Source organism: Anabaena sp. UHCC 0187, from assembly GCF_009712035.1.
Lineage (GTDB): Bacteria > Cyanobacteriota > Cyanobacteriia > Cyanobacteriales > Nostocaceae > Dolichospermum.
The window spans coordinates 352,246-374,648 of the sequence record NZ_VILB01000014.1 but is presented as its reverse complement, the minus strand read 5'-3'; the positions used below and the strand labels follow the sequence as shown (position 1 = coordinate 374,648).

The 22,403-nt window shown below is 38.0% G+C and carries 19 protein-coding genes; 5 read left to right on the top strand and 14 right to left on the bottom strand.

The window, feature by feature from the left end; genetic code table 11:
• Nucleotides 1-449: 449 nt before the first annotated feature.
• Both FJR11_RS18135 and FJR11_RS18130 read left to right on the top strand, forming a co-directional pair.
• Nucleotides 450-1,364 carry a J domain-containing protein gene (locus FJR11_RS18135; RefSeq protein WP_168506176.1) on the top strand — a complete coding sequence of 305 codons (915 nt, stop codon included), beginning with the start codon at nucleotides 450-452 and terminating at the stop codon, nucleotides 1,362-1,364.
• Between the two features lie 218 nt (nucleotides 1,365-1,582).
• Nucleotides 1,583-1,906 (top strand): DUF1825 family protein, encoded by a 324-nt coding sequence (locus tag FJR11_RS18130; protein ID WP_168506174.1) that lies wholly within the window; start codon nucleotides 1,583-1,585, stop codon nucleotides 1,904-1,906.
• A gap of 68 nt (nucleotides 1,907-1,974) precedes the next feature.
• Here FJR11_RS18130 and FJR11_RS18125 read toward each other — a convergent pair whose 3' ends face one another.
• Nucleotides 1,975-3,897: a transglycosylase domain-containing protein gene (locus FJR11_RS18125; RefSeq protein ID WP_168506172.1), complete on the bottom strand. Its 1,923-nt coding sequence runs from the start codon at nucleotides 3,895-3,897 to the stop codon at nucleotides 1,975-1,977.
• A gap of 173 nt (nucleotides 3,898-4,070) precedes the next feature.
• On the opposite strand from FJR11_RS18125, the gene tyrS reads away from it, so the two are divergent.
• Nucleotides 4,071-5,267, top strand: coding sequence for a tyrosine--tRNA ligase (gene tyrS / locus FJR11_RS18120; RefSeq protein ID WP_174763107.1), 1,197 nt, complete (start codon nucleotides 4,071-4,073; stop codon nucleotides 5,265-5,267).
• A gap of 211 nt (nucleotides 5,268-5,478) precedes the next feature.
• Here the strand turns inward: tyrS and FJR11_RS18115 are convergent, their stop codons facing one another.
• On the bottom strand, nucleotides 5,479-6,354 hold the full coding sequence (locus tag FJR11_RS18115; RefSeq protein ID WP_168506168.1) for a GUN4 domain-containing protein: 876 nt from the start codon (nucleotides 6,352-6,354) through the stop codon (nucleotides 5,479-5,481).
• A 27-nt stretch (nucleotides 6,355-6,381) separates the two neighbouring features.
• Nucleotides 6,382-7,248 carry a hypothetical protein gene (locus tag FJR11_RS18110; RefSeq protein ID WP_168506166.1) on the bottom strand — a complete coding sequence of 289 codons (867 nt, stop codon included), beginning with the start codon at nucleotides 7,246-7,248 and terminating at the stop codon, nucleotides 6,382-6,384.
• A 717-nt stretch (nucleotides 7,249-7,965) separates the two neighbouring features.
• On the opposite strand from FJR11_RS18110, the gene pyrF reads away from it, so the two are divergent.
• Both pyrF and FJR11_RS18100 read left to right on the top strand, forming a co-directional pair.
• Entirely contained in the window at nucleotides 7,966-8,682 is a 717-nt protein-coding gene (gene pyrF / locus FJR11_RS18105; protein ID WP_168506164.1) for an orotidine-5'-phosphate decarboxylase, read from the top strand.
• Nucleotides 8,683-8,850: 168 nt separating this feature from the next.
• Entirely contained in the window at nucleotides 8,851-9,459 is a 609-nt protein-coding gene (locus tag FJR11_RS18100) for a hypothetical protein (RefSeq protein WP_168506162.1), read from the top strand.
• Nucleotides 9,460-9,526: 67 nt separating this feature from the next.
• Here the strand turns inward: FJR11_RS18100 and hemJ are convergent, their stop codons facing one another.
• From hemJ to murG, 11 genes are all read right to left on the bottom strand, one after another.
• Nucleotides 9,527-10,105 carry a protoporphyrinogen oxidase HemJ gene (gene hemJ / locus FJR11_RS18095; protein ID WP_168506160.1) on the bottom strand — a complete coding sequence of 193 codons (579 nt, stop codon included), beginning with the start codon at nucleotides 10,103-10,105 and terminating at the stop codon, nucleotides 9,527-9,529.
• Between the two features lie 121 nt (nucleotides 10,106-10,226).
• Nucleotides 10,227-10,385, bottom strand: coding sequence for a hypothetical protein (locus FJR11_RS18090; RefSeq protein ID WP_174763106.1), 159 nt, complete (start codon nucleotides 10,383-10,385; stop codon nucleotides 10,227-10,229).
• Between the two features lie 7 nt (nucleotides 10,386-10,392).
• Entirely contained in the window at nucleotides 10,393-10,659 is a 267-nt protein-coding gene (locus FJR11_RS18085) for a DNA methyltransferase (RefSeq protein ID WP_254444779.1), read from the bottom strand.
• Between the two features lie 146 nt (nucleotides 10,660-10,805).
• Nucleotides 10,806-11,657 (bottom strand): alpha/beta fold hydrolase, encoded by an 852-nt coding sequence (locus tag FJR11_RS18080; protein WP_168506158.1) that lies wholly within the window; start codon nucleotides 11,655-11,657, stop codon nucleotides 10,806-10,808.
• Nucleotides 11,658-11,928: 271 nt separating this feature from the next.
• Entirely contained in the window at nucleotides 11,929-13,617 is a 1,689-nt protein-coding gene (locus FJR11_RS18075) for a TrkA family potassium uptake protein (RefSeq protein WP_168506156.1), read from the bottom strand.
• 355 nt (nucleotides 13,618-13,972) lie between these two features.
• Nucleotides 13,973-15,220 carry an OFA family MFS transporter gene (locus FJR11_RS18070; protein ID WP_168506154.1) on the bottom strand — a complete coding sequence of 416 codons (1,248 nt, stop codon included), beginning with the start codon at nucleotides 15,218-15,220 and terminating at the stop codon, nucleotides 13,973-13,975.
• A gap of 105 nt (nucleotides 15,221-15,325) precedes the next feature.
• Nucleotides 15,326-16,711 carry a PP2C family protein-serine/threonine phosphatase gene (locus FJR11_RS18065; RefSeq protein WP_168506152.1) on the bottom strand — a complete coding sequence of 462 codons (1,386 nt, stop codon included), beginning with the start codon at nucleotides 16,709-16,711 and terminating at the stop codon, nucleotides 15,326-15,328.
• A 1,008-nt stretch (nucleotides 16,712-17,719) separates the two neighbouring features.
• A complete protein-coding gene (gene ftsY / locus FJR11_RS18060) occupies nucleotides 17,720-19,210 on the bottom strand; it encodes a signal recognition particle-docking protein FtsY (protein ID WP_168506150.1) in 1,491 nt (496 codons plus the stop codon).
• Between the two features lie 119 nt (nucleotides 19,211-19,329).
• Nucleotides 19,330-19,971, bottom strand: a complete 642-nt coding sequence (gene nusB, locus FJR11_RS18055; protein ID WP_168506148.1) for a transcription antitermination factor NusB — start codon at nucleotides 19,969-19,971, stop codon at nucleotides 19,330-19,332.
• A 97-nt stretch (nucleotides 19,972-20,068) separates the two neighbouring features.
• Nucleotides 20,069-20,827 (bottom strand): DUF502 domain-containing protein, encoded by a 759-nt coding sequence (locus tag FJR11_RS18050; protein WP_168506146.1) that lies wholly within the window; start codon nucleotides 20,825-20,827, stop codon nucleotides 20,069-20,071.
• Between the two features lie 476 nt (nucleotides 20,828-21,303).
• On the bottom strand, nucleotides 21,304-22,380 hold the full coding sequence (gene murG, locus FJR11_RS18045; protein WP_168506144.1) for an undecaprenyldiphospho-muramoylpentapeptide beta-N-acetylglucosaminyltransferase: 1,077 nt from the start codon (nucleotides 22,378-22,380) through the stop codon (nucleotides 21,304-21,306).
• Between the last annotated feature and the right edge of the window lie 23 nt (nucleotides 22,381-22,403).

Below are 22,403 nucleotides of genomic sequence, written 5' to 3'. Positions count from 1 at the left end.
AACTCGTTAATCTATGTAACAGTCAACAGGTAAAGAAAAGAGGTAGATAAAACTTTTACTATCATGTTTGATCATTTTGAGAAAATCTCCAATCTGTTAATTCCTGATTTTACAATTATTATGACTCGGTGACTCCTAATTTTTTTACATTTGTTTTTCTCAGAAATCAAATATGATTTTCATCCTGCTAATTTGACAGTTTTTAATACCAAACAGTCATTATAGCAACTTCATAAAAGTAAACACAGTAAAACATATAATTCATATCGTATATATAACTAATACAGTAGAATTAATTAAAACATCTTAATCACCAGTTGCTAACTTAGTTTATTTACGTATATAAACAACATTAGGACATTATCAATACTTCACAAATATCGTCACAATACTCAAACCTGTTTTGATCTCCACTACCAACAAAGGCTTTACTTGCGAATAATACTACAATGTCACAGAACTCCCTACCAACAGAATGGCTAAACCTGCTTATTGATCCTTATGCTATGCTAGGGGTTTCTGTAAATGCTGATGAGCGTCAAATCAGTAAACGATATTATGTTTTAGCAAAGCAGCTACATCCTGATAACTATATCAATAATAATAAACCAGATCAAGAATTAGCTAGTGCAGTATTTACACAATTAATTAACCCAGCTTATGAACAACTCAAACATACAAAAAAACGCCTGAATACCATAGCAATACTGCGTTCAGAAGCAAAAATTTTAGATTCATATAAAGCTGTTGGCATCCAAGTATCTATAATTCAGGTCATAGCAACAATGTCTGCTCAAGAAGCCGAATTATTTTATGAAGACGCAGTTAGATCATACTCAACTGCTCAATATCAATCAGTCTCTCAATCATATCAGGTAACACAGCAGTTAAATGCCTTAAATATAGTTTACTTGTCATCCCAACAATCAAAACGACCACTAACTAATGAACCTAAACCTATCATTTCCCAACAAGAAACGAAAACAGTTGAAAAAACCTTATCTTCAAACACAATTCTCAACCCAGACCCAATAAACTATGCCCAACGTCATTATGAAAGAGCCGTAGAATATTCTAATCAAGAACAATGGAACTTAGCCGTACAAGAATTACGAGATGCTATTAAGCTAAACTCAGCTAACAGTGACTACTATGCACTACTAGGAGTAGTACATTTTCAACAAAAATTTATAGGTATGGCCAAAGTTTATATTCGTCAAGCATTAAAAATTAATCCTCAACAACCACTGGCTTTAAAATACGCTTCCCTCTTGCAAATTCAAGTAAATGAAACAAATACTCCTCAATCAGTGGTAAAGGCATTAAATATTGCTTCCTTATTAAGTAAGTTTTTATCCAAATAAACGGACTTAAATAATTTATAATTCAAAAACAATTACTAATAAAGAACTATTACCTATTCCCCGTTAGCTACTATACATGAGGTCAAGTGGTGAAATTTCGGTAAAAAACCCTACTTTAACCGAAGTAGTTTTTTTAGATGAATCTTCTACACTAAAATAGGAATATAGGCAAAATTTGAAGCTACTGAAGTCATAGCACTCAGTTAAAGAGAAGCAAAATGGGATTCTTCGACTCTGAAATAGTGCAGCAAGAAGCTAAACAGTTGTTTGAAGATTATCAAGCACTGATTCAGCTTGGCAACAACTACGGCAAATTTGACCGCGAGGGCAAGAAACTGTTTATTGAGCAAATGGAATCCATGATGGACAGATATCGCGTCTTTATGAAGCGTTTTGAGCTATCAGAGGATTTTATGGCGCAAATGACCATACAGCAACTAAAAACTCAACTAGGTCAGTTTGGTGTAACTCCACAACAAATGTTTGAGCAAATGAATGTGACATTAGAAAGGATGAAAGCGGAATTGGAAAAAACAAAATGACAGGGAACAGGGAACAGGCGAGGCAGTGGGAGAAATAATTTTCCCACTGACAACGGACAACTAACCAATTAATTTGATTTAGGACGTGGGAACTGAGAAGGTGACTTAAACTTTTCTACAGGTACATCCTTGAGGGCTTTGGTCATAAAATCTCGCCAAACGGGAGCTACCATGCCGCCACCGGTTGCCCCACTAGCCAATTGTTTACTGTCATCCCTGCCCACCCAAACAGCAGTAGTTAGTTGTGGTACAGTACCGACAAACCAAATATCCTTTTCTGAGGATGTAGTTCCTGTTTTACCCGCACTGGGGCGATTTATGGCAGCACCTTTTCCTGTACCTTCAGTCATTACTGAAGTCATGATATCAATAGTCGCTGCTGATGCCCAAGGGTCAAGAACTTGTTTAGGTTTGGGTGTATTGTCCAAAATCACATTACCAGCGCTATCTGTAATTCTCACAATTACAGTAGATGGTGACTGCCAGCCATAATTAGCAAAGGTAGCATAGGCACTGGCCATTTCTAGGGGAGTGACACCAATAGCGCCCAAAGGTAAAGAGGTAACAGGTTCCATAGGACTCATAATTCCTAAAGTCCGGCAGGTTTCAATGACCTTATTCATCCCCACTGCTTTACCAAGTTTAATCACTGGGATGTTGCGAGATTGAGCGAGGGCTTTGCGAATTGACATCGCTCCGGCAAAGCCACCATCATAGTTTCTTGGGAAGTACCTATTATTACCATCTTGGTAGCTGACTGGAGCATCTACTACTGTGCTATCTGGTGCATATTTACCAGTAGCAAAGGCAGTATAGTAAACAAAGGGCTTGAATGAAGAACCTGGTTGGCGGAGGGACTGAATGGCTCGGTTAAATTCGCTGGCTTTAGAATCTACGCCACCAACTAGAGCTTTGACAAAATGTGTCCGGGGATCAATTGCCACCAAGGCCATTTGATTTTTATATAACCCTTGGGACTGAAGTCTGTTATGCCAAGTTTTGACGGTTTCTTCGGCCATTGCTTGGAATTTAGCATCAACAGTAGTTTGCACGCGCATTCCGCCTTTTAGTAAGGCATCACGTCCAAATTTTTTCCTCAACTCTTGGGCTACGGTATTGGTGATGTAAGGTGAGGCGCTACCTTGAAAAGACTTGATTTTCCCAAATTTAATTTCTTGCTTGAGAGCATCCTCGTATTCTTTTGTGGTAATCCAATTTAACTCTACCATTCGCCCCAGAACTTCTTTTTGTTTCTGTTTCGCCAGTTTTACGCTGGCAAAAGGGCTAAATTCTTCTGGTGCTTGGATTAAACCTGCCATCATAGCTGATTCACCCAAAGTTAAATATTCTGCTGATTTGTTAAAATAACTGCGGGCTGCGGTTTGTACACCGTAGTTGTTATGACCCCAATAAACTTGATTGAGATACATTTCTAGAATTTCGTCTTTACTGAGAATTTGCTCTAAACGAATTGCTAGTACAGCTTCGGCTAACTTCCGCGTAAAAGCCCGTTTTTGCGACAAAAATAGGTTTTTTACCAACTGCATGGTGATGGTAGAACCACCTTCTTTCACACCACCTGCTACCATGTTGACAACTATGGCCCGGCCAACACCGGTAGGATTAATCCCATGATGATCGTAAAAGTGACCATCTTCACTGGCTAAAACTGCGCGTTTTAGGTTGGGGGAAACTTTATTCAGGGGTACTACTTCTCGGTTAGCTTCTCCGTGGATACTGGTTAATAGTTTACCTTGTATATCGTATATGTAAGTGGTTTCCGAGGGAAAAAAGTTTTTTATTTGTCTAACATCTGGCAAATTGCGGAAACTAATGGCTAAACCTACTAGTCCTCCCGCAACAATAGAGCTTGTTAGGAGTGTTATGGATAGCAGAGTACCGCCAGTTATCTGACCGACTCCTTTAAAAAACTCAAATCCAGATGAAGCCTGCTCTTGTGGTTGTTTGTTTGCAAAAGTCCTAGACGACACGGCGATCTCACTTCCTCACTTGTAAATTTAAATGTAATTCATTAAATGGAAAAAGACAGTTAATTTTTTGCAATTATAGTAGTCTGACAGAGCAAAGAACGGATAATTGGTTGGTGAACATAACAAACTTAACTTTTAAAGTGGAAAATATAGTTAATCACGGATTTCTTAGTATGACGCAAAATTTCTCTTGGTTGCATCGTGGTGTGGCAGAAATTTTTCCGCAACCTCATGATGGTGATAATGACACGGAAAGTCTGGAAAAGCGGTTACTCAATTCTGACCGTCCTTTAAGGATTAAATTGGGTATTGACCCGACGGGGGCAGATATTCATTTTGGTCATAGTATACCTGTACGGAAATTACGGGCATTTCAAGATGCTGGTCATACAGCGGTACTGATCATTGGTGATTTTACAGCCCGCATTGGTGATCCTACTGGTAAATCTGAGGTACGTCGTCAACTTACGGAAGCTGATGTGGCACAAAATGCCCAAACTTATCTTGACCAAGTGCGTCCTATTTTAGATTTTGATACACCCGGTAGGCTTGAGGTACGTTATAACTCAGAATGGCTTTCTCGTCTAGATTTAGGGAAAACTTTGGAGTTACTTTCAACCATGACCGTAGGACAAATGTTAGCCAAAGAAGGTTTTGCGGAACGTTATAAACAAGAGAGTCCCATTTTCCTCCATGAGTTCCTGTATCCACTGATGCAAGGTTATGATTCTGTGGCTGTGGAAGCTGATGTGGAATTGGGGGGGACTGATCAGAAATTTAACATCGCTGTGGGACGGGATTTACAACGTCATTTTAATTTAAAACCTCAATTTGGACTGTTATTACCAATTTTGATTGGGACTGATGGTGTCCAAAAAATGTCTAAGTCTTTGGGTAATTATGTGGGTTTAGGTGAACATCCTTCCCAAAAGTATCAAAAACTTCAAGGTGTGCCAGATAATTTACTGTCACAGTATTTTGAACTGCTCACAGATTTACCTTTACATAGTCTGCCAGAAAACCCGCGCGATCGCCAAGAGTTTTTGGCTTGGGAAATTGTCCGTCAGTATCATGGCGAACAAGCGGCTAATGAAGCGAAGGAAGCTGCGAAAAGTGGTGGTAAGGAAGGAGCATTACCGGAATTTTCTCTAGCTGCTATTCCTCAATTTCCCGCTAAATTAGCTTATATTCTCGGTGCTACTGGTTTGTGTAAAAGTACAGCGGAAGGTAAACGCAAAATTCAGGAGGGTGGAGTGAGGATAAATGGTGATAAGATTGCTGATGCGGATTTAAGTTTTTCTACACCTGATGATTTATATGATCAGGTGCTACAGGTGGGTAAGAAGAATTTTGTGCGGTTAGTAAAGTAGCTGTCAGCACTACGCACTCCAGAATAAGTCAGGGAATCTATTCCCTGTCTAAAATAAGATAATCGGTAAATGCACCCAAATTTAAACCACTTACAGTCAACAACAAATTAGTCTCGTAAGTCAACTACAATATCAATGACTTTGATGTTCTTCTTGATCTTATTTAGAATTTTTATTCTCATAATTTAGCATATTAGGTACTGAAGAACCATTAATATCTTGAGTAAAAAATATTTAATCGGTGGGTAATTTCATTAGTATTTCTTAAACCTAACCCGACTATTCGAGGTGTTGAGGGAAGATGTCCTCTATTTGCATCTAAAGTAAAATTATAATCTTCGTATTTTATCAATTCATTCTTAGCAAGATTTTCTATCCAACCACATCTAGCTGTAAACTGTTTATGATTTTGAAGAATCTGTTTTTGGATACTAAACCCAAACTTACCATCACTATATTTAACCCAAAGTTGATTAATTATATGTAAATCATAGCGGGGAAATTTTCTAATGTCTCCATCATCTAACCAACATACATTTTCACGTTCAGATATTTTCAACATTATAGAATAGGTTGCTTTATCAGCATCTTTCCAGTTTTGTGCAGATAATAATTGCTGTAAATTTCTATAATCCATTCCCGAAGCATGAGATACTAAAGTTAATTCATCTGTTAATTGCGACAATTGTAATTGTAAATTTGATAAAGCCTGTACAGTAGTTGGTTGTTCTGGTTGTTGAATGTGAGTTTGTAATTGTGATATTTGTGCTTTTATCTCTGCTAATTCTTGGATAATTTGGGTATTTGCTTTTGGTTCATTTAACATAGCTTTTAAATTCTCTATTTCGTCTGTAGCTTGCCTTAAATTACTTTTGGTTTCTATGATTATTTGTTCACTGGTTTCTAGTTTCTCTTGTGTTTCACGAAGTTGAGATTTTAATGTTTGTATTTCTGTGTGCAAAGTTTGAACAGTAACCAGGAAATTATTTTGAGTTTCTTGTAATTCTGTTCTCGCATTTCTCAATTCTTCTATTGCTTTTTCGTAAACTCCTAAAGGTGTTTTCCAGTTCTTGTCAGATGCAATCATAAAATTAACCCTATTGTTACTTTATAGTTATAAATTACCTTTTAACATTTGTTGTGAATAACTACCCTGTAATTTCAATTGATCTTTTTGATCATAATCGGCTATTGTACTACGCCAAAATTCACATAATAAACCATATTTCATCCAGTCTTCAATTGCTCTACGTCTTAATTCTGGAGATTTTCTGACTAAAGCGGCCATCATTGCGGCATTATGTTGTAATTGTCCATAGGTTTCTAAGACTTGATCAATAGGTGTGTTTTCATTTAATTTACTCAATTCATAACATTGATTTAATTTGTAAAGCTGCATATCGGAAATACTACCACCAAATTTCCAGCCAATTCCTAATTGTTGTCTACATTTATCTAAGGGGTTGGGTAAAGCATGGTGTAAATGTTTTTTTAATTCATTACGAATAAATTCTAATTTACCATCTATTGCTTCATCTATTTTATCTATCAGTTGACTCGCATCTGCAAATAATTGATTTTCTAAATTTTCGACTCTTTGTAAACTACTATCTACACCTGCAATAGCTTCCATAACTGCTAATGAAAGTTGATTAATGCGATTTTCTAAATAAAAGTTTGTTTGACTAATTGTTTGTTGTGAGTCTTTAATTACTTGTTCTCTTAATTGATTAATTTCTTGTAAATTAGCCTTGACTTTATCGTTAGCATGATTCATTAAGTTTTCAATATCTACTTTTGTCTGAGTTTCTAAATCTTCTATTTCTTGAAGACGTTGTTGTGATACATAGTCAAATTGATCAGCTAGAGGTTTGAGTTTATGATCAAATAAGTTGGATATTTCTTGACTACTTTCTTGAATCACGTCTTTTGCTGCACGTTCAAATTTTTTAACTACACCCCCAAACAACCATCCAAGCATTTTTTTATATCCTTTCAGCACAAATTTTAATATTATAAATATAATACTGAAATCACTAAGTATATAGTAATTTTACAAAAAATATTATATGAGCATGATTTTAATATCTTTGAATAGAATGATATCTTTGCTGATTCCCATATCATAAACTGTCTATTTTGTCAACTCGCTCTGACTTCGCTTTACAAAACTACATCAATTTATTTCTAAAGTTCTCCAAAAAACTCTCTATCACTGACTAATATTTTCCCTATCGTCACTTTCCCTATTTCTCAAACATCTATAAATAAAGGATTTCTAAATTCTACTTCCGGCGATTTTAGAAAATTTACATACTAAGCCTAGATTATGAAATTCTACCAAATCGCTGAAACTATTGCAAGATCGTTGATAAATAGAAATAATTCTCAATTAAATATTAAGAAAATATAAACATTAAGTTCTGTTAATTTTTCGACAATATTAATATTTAAACTATTTTTGAAATATAAATAATTTCCACTTATCAATTAGGAAAAACCGAGGTTAAAAGCTAAATTTCTACTGTATTGCATTATATAGCATTCATATTTTATTAAAAACTTCAATATTTGATTGAGTAAATTTAATTGTATGAATACACAACCATTTTTCTACCCTAGTGAAAAGTAGCGATAATAAACATCAATATTGGAGTATAGTAAATTGAATAATATGTAATAAGTAATAATAATAATTATGAATGCTGACAAAATTATTGTTCCTTTAGATGTACCAGATTTAGATAGTGCGATCGCTCTGATGGATAAACTTCCCCAAGTTACTTTCTGGAAAGTTGGGTTGGAGTTGTTTACCAGCACTGGTCCCAAGATTCTGGAAATTCTTAAATCTCAAGAAAAACGGATTTTTCTCGATTTGAAATTTCACGATATCCCCAACACTGTCGCCGGTGCTTGTCGCGCTGCGGCTGGTTATGGGGTGGATTTATTGACAATTCATTCAACTTGCGGTAGTGATGCTCTCAAAGCTGCGGCGGAAGCTGTGCAAATTGGGGCGGAAAAAGCTGGGACAAAACCACCGAAATTAATCGCTATTACCTTGTTAACCAGTATTTCGGCGCGACAATTGGCGTTTGATTTAAAAATACCTTTAGAATTGCCAGAATTTGCCTTAGAAATGGCGTTGTTGGCGCAAAATTCCGGTTTAAACGGGGCGGTTTGTTCTCCCCAAGAGGTGCAACAATTAAGAGCAAGTTGTGAAAAAGACTTTTTGCTGGTTTGTCCAGGGGTGCGGCCAACATGGTCTGAGAAGGGAGATCAAAAGCGATCGCTTACACCCTCCCAGGCTATCACAGCCGGGGCAGATTATCTAGTTATCGGTCGTCCCATTACTGCGGCTGCTGAACCTACGTTAGCTTGGAATCAGATTGTTGAGGAGTTACAGACGGTATCATGAACGAAGACACGCCAGGGAATTTATTCCCTGTCTCATAGCTCAAGTCCGTTAAAACGGACTAATAAATTTTCCCAGTATTTAGTCATCTTTAGATGACTTTCGCTATTAGCAAGGAACTTGAGTTCCTTGCGGGATAGAGGTTTTACCTTAAGTTGACACTAATGAGCAATGCTAAACCCCTACAAAAGTTTAGGAATTAAAAAAAAGGTATATTTCTCCACAGCTTTATGGCTTTCGTGGTTGATAAATTGTAGTTATTTGCAATACCCAGTAATTGCTAAAAATATTTCTCCCAAACCTGTAAACCCCGAAATTAGTAATTCCTGTTCTGAACAAAGTTTAGAAACTTTAACAACGCAGTTAATGTTAGATTTACCTAGCTATGCTAACCGTTCTATCCAACGTGCGCGTATTCTGAAACGGAGTGTTGATACTTTTTCCTATATCTTAGCTGCTGGTAAACCAGAGTTTGAATCTTTACCACTAAATCCTGGGATTAATAATGGGAATAACTATGAAACAGAAGGAGTAAAACAGGTTTTTTTTACTACCTTAGAACGGACATATATCCACAAAAAACCTGTGGAATTACAAGAATTTCACAGGCTATTTTTGACAAAAACGAACATTGGTTGGACTGTGGTAATGATGTTTACCCAAGACGGTAGTTATCCAGTCAAACCACCTATCGCACCACCTAGAAATAGTAGTAACGGGGCGATCGCTCAAGGTGTTAAACTATGGTTACGGGATTGTCAAGCTGGCAGTGTTCGATAACCATATCATTGTTTTTGTTTCGCGCAGAGGCGCAGAGAAGCAAAGACGCAAAGAAAAAAGTACATGATTACGCTTGGGGAATTTGATTTAATTCTGCTGTCAGCTTCTCTTTATTGCGTCTGCGGATTTTGGCGTAAAGTTGAATAGTCACAGCCATGAAAATCACTAAACCAAAAATTAACCAAGCTGTAATATCTGTTGGTAAGTTGTTCTTAAATGTCGCCAACATCACAATTACAACTAATAAAAGTGTTGGTGCTTCATTTAATGCGCGTAAACTTTGACCAGTCCACTTACATTCATCCGCTGCTAACTGCTTCATTAATCTTCCACAGTAGTAATGATAGCCGATTAATATACCTACGAACCCTAATTTGAAATGTAACCAGGGTTCTTGTAGCAGTTCCATGTTTGTAGATAAGATTCCAATAGCCATTGCTACTGTTACGCACATACCTGGGGTCGTGATAATACCATAAAGACGCTTTTCCATGATTTGATACTGGTTTTTCAGTATCGTTCTTGCTGGTTCTGGTTCAAGGTTAGCTTCAACATGATAGATAAACAATCGCACTAGGTAAAATAACCCCGCAAACCAAACCACAAAGCCAATAATGTGAAATGCTTTAAACCAAGAATACGCCATGAATTCTAACCTACCTTAATCAATTTACAAATTATTGCATCTACTCTCATTATCAGGTTACGGTGATTTTACAGCAAGGATGTGGGTGGGTTAAGAAGTGTAAATCTTATATTTATCATCATCATATTTCATCCTCAACTACTTCTTCTTCCATATTGAACTCAACTCGACTTTGTAAAACTATTTCTTCAATTACCTGAATACCCCTTTGAAATTCCAAAACTTTATTAAAACGAAGTATTAGTTCTGGAATATTTATCACTTCTTCTATACATTCCATATATTTCTTAATAATAGCTTTGATTTGATATCTTATCCTGGCTTGTTCTTTGTTTGAGAATGCGAATACATTCATCAAGCCATTGATATGACCAATTTATATATTCTGCTTCTGATTCCCATTTATCATGGAAATTACCAAATTTCTTACCTATATTATAGGGAGGATCGATAAAAATTAAATCTACTGATTCTGAAGGAATATGATTTGATAAAACGCTAATAGCATCACCATAAAAGATGTTATGTTGTTGATTTTGATAGTGTTCAATCATTATTTTAAATGAGTAGATAAAACAAATTGACAAAATGATACATAATATATTACGTAGATTGGGTGTCACTTCACTATCCTTCTTCTAAAAAACATTCCTATTTATTAGAAGAGGGATAGTTGGAAACAGGAAACACAGGTGTATGACTAATTCGACTGGGAACGCCGCACAAATGGTAATAAATCCTGTAAAATTACTTCATGATAATGTTCTTGGGGATAATGTCCCACGTTATTCAGTTTGATTATTTCACCATTTGGTACAGATTTAACGAAAGTTTCCGCCATATCTACAGATAACCAAGGATCAATCATCCCCCATTGGACTAAAATAGGTTGTTGCCATTTTTTAAACCCATTTTCTATTTCTATCATTGCTTTTTCTAGCTGGAAATTGCGAACTGTTGCTAAAAGACTTCTCCCAGGTGCAGAACTTTTCAAAAATGGTTTTCTATAAATATCTAAATCTTGATCTTCAATGCGGTAACGACTACCACCCTCTAAGGTTCTATCAACTAATAAAGGATCTTGGGTAATCATGTCTCCCGCAAAAGGTAAACCCATTTGTTTGATTTTCCAGGGAATTTTTGCAGAAGTGGTAATGGGTGTATTTAAAATAGCAATATTAGCAATCTTTTCCGGATGACGTAAGGCATATTGTAACCCAACTGAACCTAAAAATCCTTGGACAACCAAGGAAAATCTTTCTAATTCTAAAGCCTTCACAAATCCTTCTAAGGCTGTGATAAATGCGTCAGGAGTATAAGCAAAATCCTGTTTTTCTGGGTTACTGGAAAAACCGTAACCAATCCAGTCAGGAGCAATAACTCTATTTCCCTGTGCTGCTAAACTGGGAATAACATTTCTCCAACTATAACTTTGAGAAACTATCCCGTGTAAGCATAACACAGGAATTAAATCAGTTCTCCCAATCGGTTCAGCTTCCCGATAAAACCATTCTAAAGAATCTACTGTAATTTTATGTTCTTGAATTGACACGCTATTTTCCTATTTGGGAATGCAATAACACTGTACAGGTGTTACATTATCATCCTACAAATAGGTAACAAGAGAGCAAATTCAACCTTTTCACCTCTGCGCGTGCCTCTTTCAGAGGAACTTCGTTAACGCGCAGCGTGCCGTAGGCATAAGATAATTCCCAAAGAAAGAAAAAATTTCGCATTTTATGGATAAAGGTAGTTGACTTGTGCCTGGGAATCTGCTAAACTCAATCTTGATAAGTAAGAACTATCTTCCCATAAAAAATCAATTAAACTCCAATACCTTTTCCTTCTTCTCGCCATAACTGATTTAACCTATTAGCGGGCATGGTTAAATACAAAACATCTCCAGGGGCGAGAATTGTTTCCAACAAATCCCAGCCTTGTACAGTTTCGTGGTTGATTTCCACATACAAAGGCACGAAATCCGCAAACTTAGCTACGTCTTTCACCCACTCATCACAAAAAGGGTGTATCGGTGTAATTGTAGTTGCAAAAGCTACCCATAGATTATCAGCAATAATCCCATTACCAATAATCCTACCACCGAGAGCAGCAGCAGCGAAGGCAGGGGCAGCTAGTTCAGCGGGACTAAGTACAGCTTCAAAATCAAATACCTGTTGTGCCATACCAGCAAAATCGGGATCAGCATAGTTAACAATTACAGGAATTTTCGGTGCTAAAGCCTTAGCTTTGAGGGCAATTTCCAAATTAGTCGCATCATTACTGGTGACAGCTAAGACTGCGGTGGCAGTATTGATATTACTAGCTTGTAGAGTAGCCCGAAAACTAGCATCAGCAAGGATTACAGGAATACTCATACCTCTGGCAGTAGTCACATATCTATTATTAGCATCTGTTTCAATAACTACTACTTCATGGCCACTCAGATGCAGTTGTTGAACAATTCTAATGCCGATACCACTTAAACCACAAACAATATAATGATGATGTTGGGGAATTCTCGCAGCATCCAAAAATTGTTTTAAGCGACTACCCAGGATAAAATCCGTCAGCATAGCATACCAAATCCCAATTACCGCAGCCCCAATTAGCATAATCACAACGGTAAATAATTTAATGCTGTCAGGTGCATTTTCTACGACTTTATCATTACCACCAGCCCCGGTAATCATGCCCACAGCAAAATATAAAGCATCAATAAAAGTGATGCTATGCTTACTGGCAACATAGGTAAAGGTGGATAATAAAATAATTACGAATAAAACAATTGCCATCCCAACAACTGATTGGGCGTGTTTCTGAAACTCCCTAATATTAGCAAAGATTTTTAGTAGTTTTCTTACTAATGATTTACGTTGTGGACGAATGCGGGGTTGAGTGCCAATAATTAAGCGATCACCTACTCTTAATTGTTGTTCTGATAGCACCGCAGAAACTACATTCATTTTGCCTTGTACAGGTACATAATAAATGAGCATCCGTGTGGGATCTTCCCATAAATCGCTGATTTTTTTACCCTTCCAAGGATGATTTTCATGAATATATTCTTCTTGAATTGGCCAAGTTTGCTCAAGTAATTTAATTTGGCCAATGGCTTTATTTCCTAAAGCGGCAAAGGTAAATACTGGTGCGGCTAAACCGACAACACTCAAACTTAAATGATTTGACAAAGTTTGATCAAGACGTTCACCTAAATTTGTATTATAAAAACGGTTAATAATCCGAATTTGGGGATTAAGTACCCGCGCTTGCATCATAATTGATAAATTCAAGGCATCATCAGAAGTTGCAATTACCAAAGTATGTGCTTCGGCAATTCCCGCTGCTTGCAAAGTAGAAGCTGCGTGTAACTCACCAACAATTACATTAGCCGCAGTTTCACCAGAAACAGGTTTACGATGAATACCTACGACTAAAGCCCCCTGTTGTCTGAGTAAGCGAAAGATTTTATATCCGGTACGCCCTAAGCCGCAAACAATAATTCGAGGTTTCATAAAACAGCAACATAAAATTTATATAAATGGCTACATATCAGTTATCAAAAAAGAATTCAGGAGTTTGAATTGAATTCAACAATCCCTATTCTTGCTTAATTAACGGGATAATAACTGTAACTGAACACACTATCTTTATATATAGGGTTACTATTTTATTTTTGAACATATAGGTAGGGTGGGCATTGCCCACCAAAATGAGCATATTGTGGGCAATGCCCACCCTACAATACTTATATTTTTTTCAGTTAAAATTATAAAATTAAAAATAATTAGAAAATGTACATAATAATCCGACAACCCTCTAACTAATGTGGGAAACACAAGGGAAGAGAGGATGTCGAAAACGAACAAATTATCTTACTAAATCGGCATTGGCAGAAGTGCGTTTCAGCATGAATACAGCCAAGATAATTCCCACAATTGCTAATCCCGCAGTTGGATAAAAGAAATTAGTGTAACTGCCGAAAATGTCTCTAATTTTGCCAGCTAATAAAGTTCCACCCAAAGCCCCCATACCGTAAGCAGTGAAGACAATACCGTAATTTTTGGCATAGTCTTGGGATTGAAACATGATTAAAGTGGAAGTGGGAGCGATCGCTAACCAACCCCCCAAAGCCAAGTAAAATAGCGAAAAAGCGACTATATAAGTGAGGACACTGCCCTCTCCCGCACTCAGCATCATAATCGAACCAATCAAAATTAAAACAAAGGAAACAATTGCCCCTAATTTTGGCGTAAATTTGTCTGTAAACCACCCAAAAAACAACCGTCCCGCACCATTAAAGACGGCAAACAAAGAAACTGTATTTGCGGCTGTAGCTGCATCTAATTTAATAATTTCCTGGGCTAGAGGACTAGAAATACCAATCGCTGCCAGTCCCGCAAAAGAACCAATGGTATAGCACAACCACAAGCCATAAAAACTGGAAGTTTGCAGAATTGATCCTGAAGTTGTCGTGTGAGAATTCGCTTGAACAGCTACAGGTGGAGTCCATCCATCTGGTTGCCAACCTGGAGGGGGAGTTGTGAGGACAGTAGAAATAGCTGTAATAATAACTGCAAAAGCAATACCTAAAAATACAAAAGTTTTCTGGACTCCAAGAGCATCTATCAGAAACTTGGCCAAAGGTGCAGTAATTAAAGGTGACAAACCAAATCCAATCACAGTAGCACCAACAGCCAAACCTTTTTTATCGGGAAACCACTTAGCCACCACAGCCAACGGGACACCGTAAGCAATACCCACCCCCATACCAGCAATCAAACCATAGGTAATAGTTAATGTGGGAATATTGCCACCTAAACTAGAGAGAATATAACCTACTGCCGTAATTAATCCACCAACACCTGTAATCAGACGAGTATCAAAACGATTGATATAAAAACCAGTAATTGGCATTAAAATTGCGAAGACAACCAACAGCACTGTAAATGGCAATAGGCTATCAGTTGCACCCACATTGAGAAGTTTTTCCAAGGGTTTTCTAAAAATACTCCAAGAATAAACTGTACCCAAGCACAGCAGAATAGTTATACTTAGAGGTATCAGTAGCCATCGTCCTTTCTCCGCAGGCATACCAAACAATTGTACTTTTTCCATTTGTTGTTATCTAAATATGTGAAATAATTTTTTTGCAGTATCTCACTTTTTGATTAAATTGGCACAAATGTTTTTTGTGCTGCTAAAGCCTGGGTGGTGATAAAATCACACAATTTGCAAAACCACCAACGTCATATCATCAGTATTTTGCCTATCAGAACCGATAAATTGCTCAACTTGATCAAATAGATATTCAACAATTTCCTGGGGACTATTGCAATACTTACAAGCTGTTCTGAAAGATGTAACAAAATTATCCTCATCAAAGCGATCGCCTCCCGCCGCCGCCGCATCAGTCAAACCATCAGTATAATAAATAACTGTATCCCCAACTTCTAACTGTGCCTGTGCATTTTCATATTCACTATTGGCATCTAAACCAATTAACATTCCCAATGTATCCAACTGACTCACAGTTTTTGTCGCTGCGTGCCACCACAAAGGCGGATTATGGGCAGCATTACTATAAGATAAAATCCGCGTTTGCGGGTCATATTCTGAATAAAACATCGTCACGAAGCGGTGGGAATTTTCCAAATCCGCGTACATAACCCGATTCAAATTTTGCAAAATTCCCGCTGGAGAGTTGCCATGCAATACTTCACCGCGCAACATTCCCCGCAGCATGGTCATAATCAAACCTGCGGGAACACCTTTACCCATCACATCCCCTATTACCAAACCCCAACTAGCATTTTCTGGAGATGCTTGTGGTTTGGGTTTTAACTGGTTTTGATTAGTGGGAATAAAATCATAATAGTCACCACCAACTTGATTAGCTGGTTTACAACGGGCTGCTAGAGACAAACCGGGAATATTTGGACATTGACGCGGTAAAAGTCGGCGTTGAATTTCTGCACCAATTTCTAATTCTTGATCTAAACGTTCTTTTTTTCTTAATTCTACAGATAATTCATCATTGTCAATAGCAACTGCTGTTTGGTCTGCCACTAACCGCACTAATTTTTGTCTAGTTTCTGTCCAACTATATTCAGGATCACGACTTAAAACGTACAGCCATCCCCGTTCTGTATGCTTAACTAAAATAGCTGTGCCAAAGATTTGCACATCTGGGCCTAAAACGGCGTGCATTTGGTCATCTAGAATGCCTGTAGAAATAGCCGCAGGACCAGAGTTAGCTAAAAGAGTAATTTGACTACTAGCAGTTTCTAGGGCTTTTCTAATATTTTTTCTTTGCTGACTATCTTGCCAATGTAGTTGTTCTAATCTAATTTGTCCGTTGGGTTTATAAAGAAAAAGTGCGCTACCTTCCGCATCTGTCACTCTGGTAGCCATAAGCGGAATCAGTTCCAAAAACTGATTTAAATTATTAAAGCTTCTGAGGGCAAATCCTAAAGAACTCAGCAAGTCTTGAATTTTATTTTGTTCTCGGTGCAGCCTGGACACAAGTTCTTTAAGTGCCACCACAGGAGTGACATCTGTGGTGGCGCTGCTATTACTATCAGTAGGATGGGGGGGAAATTGTGACACAGGTTAATATTGCAGTTGAGAATAGCAAATGTGTGATTCTTTATAAATACTCTTTCTTGATAAATTGTGAAATTATATTCAACGAGATTTGTGATTTTAGCAAGAGTAGAAAAACTGTTAAACGTAATTTTTTAAATCTTGGTTAATGCTGAGGACATTTTTGATAGTTAATTTTCCATGATGATAAATTTTCTAATTTGTCAAAAATAAGTCTTTGGCAATCAGTGATTTTTATGATTAATTAGCAGCCTCTAATTTTTTCACACCTGAATCAGCCCTTCATATATCGTGAGAAATAAAAGTTTGTCATTAGCAAAATTACCTCTATTCCTAAAAGCGTAGATATTAAGAATCATCAAACTAAAAACCAGATAGATTTTCAGTGAGTTAATTCATGGTTTTTGCGTTCCTGGGGTTTTGGTCAAAACATAGATTTAATCATGGTTCTAATCAAAACTTGTTTTATTCTGGACTACAAACATTTAACCTATATACCATAAATTATCGAAATGTTTCCTTAGATAGATTTCTTTTATGAAAAAATTATCCATTTTTCTGGAAAATTTCCCCAAGTAGGGGCGATGAACTCAACAAATTCGGGGAAATCTTGGGTTTTGCTAGATCACAGTAAAATCTAGGGTGCGTTACCAGAATTACAACAAGTTACCTTGCTGTCAAGACAGATAATGCACCCTACTTAAGGCTTGCTTAATAAAGCTAAAACTTAGATATATCAAGAGTGTGAAGGTGAAAAAGGTGAATCAGGTGCAATGAATAAGGGTGGAAATTAGCAAAAACCTATCACTTGAACAGATTCAAGACTATTCTTCTCTTCTTCTAATTCTTCATCCTGACTCCTGACTCCTGACTCCTGACTCCTAGCCCATGACTTACGTCACGCTACGCTATCACAGATAACTTTTATGGCTTACGCCACGCTTCGCTATCAGCAAACCCTACTTAAATTGATGATGAAATTTTGGGAATTGTCAACTCAGGAAAACGGGATCAACCGCTTAATAATGCTTCTACAAATTCATAGCTAGAGAATGGACGTAAATCTTCAATTCCTTCACCAGCACCAATAAAACGAATGGGTAAGCCTAATTGCTGGACAACGGCGAGGGCGACACCTCCTTTAGCTGTTCCGTCTAATTTGGTTAAAACAACGCCGCTAAGTTGGGCTGCTTGGGAAAATACTTCAGCTTGTCGCAGTCCATTTTGTCCTAAGGTAGAATCTAGAACTAACAGCGATTCTACGCGGGCGTTGGGGGCTTTCTTGTCTATGATTTTGCGAATTTTGCTGAGTTCGTCCATTAAGTTTTTCTTATTTTGCAGTCTCCCAGCGGTATCTATTAATAGTAGTTCGGTTTCTCTAGATTGAGCAGCAGCGATCGCATCAAATACCACGGCGGCGGGATCTGTATTTTTGCCCGGATTAGCGATCACTTCGACACCGCTGCGATTCCCCCAAACTTTGACTTGTTCCACAGCCGCAGCCCGGAAGGTATCCGCTGCCCCAATTAAGCATTTATAACCGGAATTTTGAGCTAGGTGAGAAATTTTACCAATGGTGGTAGTTTTCCCCGCCCCGTTAACTCCAGTAATTAACCAAATGGTGAGAGTGTCTTTTTCCGGTGCAAAACTAGGTTTTTCTTTGTTTTGCAAGGGAGCATCTAGCATCTCCCGGAGAATTTCTTTGAGATAGGCAATTGCTTGTTCTGGGGGAGTAACCTCTGCCAGCAATTTTTTTTGTAACGCACTAATAATATGGTCTGTTGCCTCTACACCCACATCTGCCTGTAGAAGTAAGGATTCAATTTCATTGACAGCAGCTTGATTAAGAGGTCCTTGACCAACAATTGATTTCAGTTGGTTGAGAAGATTTCGCCGAGTTTTATCTAAACCTTGACGGAGTTTTTTCAACCAAGTAATTTCTTCGATGGAAATATCTTCAGCTTTTCTCCCTTGGGCGGCTAAAACCTTTGCTGACCACTTAAACCCATCATCAAATACCAGTTCTGGAATCTCTATTTCTGGTGCTGTTGGGGTTATCGGTGCTTCTGGTTCTGGGGTTTCTATCGCACTAGCGATTAATTTTTCTTGTTTAGCTTCTCTTTGAGCCGCCGCCCTTTCTAAAAAGGATAAATTAGCTGGTTCTGGTTCTGGCGCTATTTCTGGTTGTACTTCACTAACAATATCTTCAGTAATTTCTGCTACAGTCGCATCTGTTTCTATCGGTGCAGTTATTTCCTCTTGTTCAGCTTCTACTATTTCTTCAGTAATAGTCTCTTCTTCTTCAACTGCTACAGATAATTCTGTTTCTAGTTGTTGTTTTTCCTGAATATTCTTATAAGCAGCTTTAGCAAAAGCCAACAAGTCCCCCGTGTCTGGTGCTGTTGTTTCTGGTGAAGTTGCTTCTACTGCTGGTGTTTCTTCCTGAGTTTGAGGAGTATCAGCAGGTTCATTATTTGGACGACGAAACCAATTAAAAGCCATTGTTTGTAGTTTATTAGATAAAAATTTAATTAGGAGTCAGAAAACAATTGACAATTGACAACTGACAATTGACAACTGACAACTGACAACTGACAATTGACAATTGACAATTGACAAATTTAAACAGGTTGTTTTTGTTCGCTAACTCGACGGAGAACACCATTAATAAAACGGTGGCCATCTTCTCCACTGTAGCGTTTAGCTAATTCTACAGCTTCGTTAATGGCGATGCTGTCGGGAACTTTCATAAATTTTATTTCTGCGGTGGCTATTTGCAAGATATCTCTATCTATTTGGGCTAAACGGGTAACTTGCCAATCTATTAAGGCATTAGAAATAACTTCTTCGATCTCTTGATGGTTTTCGCTAACGGTAATAATAATTGCTTTGGCGTAATTACGAACTTCTTTATCTTGATTAGCTAACTGAATTAATTCCGGAAAATCAACGGATGTACCTAATTGATTGATAGCTGTTTGGGTGTAGGAAATTGCCTCTTTCAGCATGGTTCTAGCTGTATTCAAGTCGGCGGCTCTAGTTTCGCTAGTCAATAGGCGATCATTACTGCGTTGCAGTTCTCCTGCGGCATTATTCAATGTGTCCTGTACTTCTAGTGTGAGGGTACGGACTGCCCCTAAAACTAGCTTAGAGACTAATTGCTCGTCTGATAGGGTTTCTAGTTTTTTGGGGTTAATTGGTAACTGGCTCAAGGCTAGTAGTGCCAATTCACGGGCTATTTGTTGGGGTTTACGACGTTGCATACAGTTGGGATGATGAAAAATATGTGAGTTCTGGCACAGATGAACAATTAGCTTATCTATTTTTTGCTCACTTTGCTAGGTTAGTTTAGTGTCAAATTTATTCTGCGGCTGGAATTTCCTGCTGTTTGATTTCTAAATGTGATCCTGCTGACAGTGCAGGGAGATGAGATGACTGGATATTAGGGGCAACTATACCACCGGAGACAACAATTTTAAAAGCATCTTCAACGGATATAGAGAGATTAACTACATCCGATTCTGGTACTATTGCATACCATCCTGTCGTCGGATTGGGGGTTGTGGGGATAAAGAGGCTAATTACGGGACGAGACATTTGGCTTTGGATTTCATTGCTAATTGCTCCTGTGACAAATGCGATCGCCCAAATACCCGCACGAGGATATTCTACTAAGACTACCCGGCGAAATTTACCATTAGAATCTTTCAGGAGAGTTTCTAATAGTTGTTTGAGGGTTTTATATACCTGTCCAGCTAAAGGAATGGCTTGCAATAGCCGTTCGCCAAAATCCAATAACCAACGCCCAGCAATGTTTCTAGCCATTAAGCCGATGACGAGAATACTTAATAATGGTACGGCTAATCCTACTAATAAATTAAGTACATTCACTAAAATCGGATTTAAGCCATCAAAAGGATTGAGTTGTTTAGGAACTTGGGTGAGAAAGTTAATTACCCAGGTGGCTATGGTAATTGTTAACCAAATGGTGGTTGCCAGGGGAATTACCACCAGCAAACCCGCAATCAGGTCATTTTTTAAGTCTTGTTTCAACCGTTCCATTACCAAACCCCGATTCTCCTTATTTAGCTTCGTCAAACTGTTGTGATTATTTTCCATTTCAGCAAATTAGTCACATTGGGAAGATCAGAAACTGATGACAGCAGGTGTCAGTATCTTGCAACAGGTTATTTTTTACAAGCTATCAGCATTCAGTATTCAGCTATCAGCTAGTAAGCTAATTCTGGGTTTAATTCCCCCACCTTTGGCGGAATTTTGTTGAGGTGGGGCTTAAATCCCCTTGTTAACAAACCACTGACGACTGACGGCTGAACGCTGACGGCTCTTTTCATCGCTAGAAAACGCCTTTTGTATTCCTCTCTCATGGTAAAAAGTCAAATTATCGCTACAAAAGTCGGCAATTTTCCTAGTTCAACGTAAATATAGGCATCAGTCCACCTTGATGGCGGCTGGTAAATCTTTTAGAGTGTTACTTATCTTTGTAATACTTGTAAATGATTGTTGCAAGTCTGAGAGCTATTATCTATCCTACCGCGCCATATCACCAAATGCTGATAATTTAGCAATGGCGATTTTTACTGATTTCCCATGACTTCTTTGACCAAAGCTGCTAATTTATCCGCACTATCAGGAACAGCGATCGCTTTGGACTGCTCTGCCATTTTCGCCAATTCTGCTGGAGACTGCAACAAATTCAAAACCTGAGTTGTAAATATTTCTGGCGTTAAATCCGACTGTTTAAAGGACAATGCCGCCCCAGCTTTGGTAAATACCTCTGCATTATAAGATTGATGATCTTCCGCTGCAAAAGGATAGGGAATCAAAATTGCTGGTGTACCACAAACTGCCAATTCTGTCAAGCTACCCGCACCAGAACGACTAATAGCTAAATTAGCCCTTCGCAACAAAGCTGCCATATTGTGATAAAAAGGCAAGGCGATATATTGAGGATGTTGAAGACTGTTGATATCGGGATCATTATCACCCGTTAAATGCACTATATAAGCACCAGTTTGAAATAAAGCGTCTGCCGACTGTCGCACTAACTTATTTACAGCCACAGCCCCCTGACTGCCACCAAACACCACAATTAGGGGAACACCATCAGGAACAGGTAAATCTAAGGTGTTATCGCTTTCCTGATCTAAAAATTGAGAACGGACAGGAGTACCGACACAAACAGTTTTAGTCCGAAGTAAATATTTAGCAGTCACATCAAATCCTATGGCTACGGCATTACACCAAGGGCCAAAAAAGCGGGTAACTTTTCCTGGTAAGGCATTAGATTCATGAAAAACCACAGGTAAACCCAAGGAACGCGCTGCAATCACCGCAGGTCCGGCAATATAACCCCCTGTGGTGAAAACTCCTTGGAACTTTCCTTGTTTGAGAATACGTCTTACTTCTAGAATCGCGGCCATCAGTTTCCACAAGATGCGAACAGAACCAAGACTCAAACCTTGCTGAAAACCCTCGACAGCGACCGTATTTAAAGGATATGTCCCTGGAACTAACTGAGTTTCTAGCCGATTCGGCACACCCAGCCATTCAATATTATATTCTGGCAATTTTTCAGCCAAAGCGATCGCAGGAAACAAGTGTCCACCTGTCCCACTAGCTGCTATAAGTAATCTAATTGGTGGATTTACCATTCCCGGCTATACCATTTATCTCC